This is a genomic window from Streptomyces phytophilus (genome assembly GCF_013870535.1).
GTDB classification, from domain to species: Bacteria; Actinomycetota; Actinomycetes; order Streptomycetales; family Streptomycetaceae; genus Streptomyces; species Streptomyces phytophilus.
Window position 1 is genome coordinate 1 of sequence record NZ_JACBXC010001639.1, and the last position, 1,132, is coordinate 1,132.

1 protein-coding gene and 1 pseudogene are annotated in these 1,132 nt (G+C 73.1%); both read right to left on the reverse strand.

The genetic code is table 11. The annotated features are described in order from the left end of the window. Positions 1-323 (reverse strand): NADH-quinone oxidoreductase subunit A (locus H5J30_RS34840; RefSeq protein WP_181791803.1); only part of this gene is annotated, 323 nt, incomplete at its 3' end. Between the two features lie 124 nt (positions 324-447). After that, positions 448-1,132 (reverse strand): annotated as a pseudogene (locus H5J30_RS34845) (SMI1/KNR4 family protein); the annotation flags it as partial.

Genomic DNA, 1,132 nt, shown 5'->3' on the forward strand with positions numbered 1-1,132 from the left:
ACGCCCGCGAAGAGGATGCCCAGGAAGAGGAACATCTCCACCGCGGCCGGTGTGCCCATCTCACCGACCACGCGCACCCACGGGTACATGAACAGCATCTCCATGTCGAACGCCAGGAAGATCATCGTCACGGGGTACCAGCGCACGTGGAACCGGGAGAACGCGTGCTCCGCGGGCGGCAACCCGCCGCTGAACGGCCCCGACTCCAGCGCGCCCGGCCCGCCGCGCAGCCACGCTCCCAGCCCGTGCAGAGCCGCGATCCCGCCGACCACCACGCCGAGCAGTACCGCCACCGGCTCCCATACGGACACGGTGAGCATCATGCACGACACACACCGTCACCAACGGACGGCACGGCCGACGCCGGAGGATGACACTCCGTCATTTCAACGGATATGCAGAACGATCGCGGCGCGAGGGGACGACGGGCCGGCTGCCCGCCCGCGTTCAGCGCCGGGGCTGCCCGACGGTGACGTAGGCGTAGCCGAACGGCTCGTCATCCCGCGGCTCCCTGGTCCAGGACCGGGTCGTGAGGGTGCGGAGCCTGCCCTCGGTCAGGGCGAAGCGGGGCAGCGAGAGCCCGAGTTCGGTGTGGAGGGCAGCCAGCACGCGCGCCTCGCGCTCCTGCCCGGAGTCCCCCGGGCGGAACAGCAGGGCGGGGTCCAGGGCTGCGGGTATCGCGCCGGAGCGCTCGGCCTCCGTGCCCCGTACGGTGAACGCGTAGCGTTCCTCGCCCTGTTCGGCCACCGACAGGTGGAACACGGGCAGGTGGTCCGCCGAGGCCGCGTTCGCCGGGTCGCGCCAGACCACCACCGCGCGGCCGGACGCCGAGGCGATCGCGGCCGGGGACCGGAAGCGCGCGTTGAGCCGGTGGCGGGAGTGGCTCTCGAAGGCGAACGCCCAGTCCTCCGCGGTGCGTCCGACGGCGACCACGGCCCGGTCCTCCCAGAGTTCCACGCCCTCCCGCTCGTGGGGCGCGGGTGCGTTCCAGGACGCCTCGCGCGGATCGGTGGGCGCGCTCAGCCCGGCGCCTTCCTCACCGATCAGCGCCGGCAGGCCGACCGGGTCGGCACCCTCGATCCAGACACCGCGGTATCCGTTCCCCCGCAGCCGGTCCGCCGCGCGCTCCGCC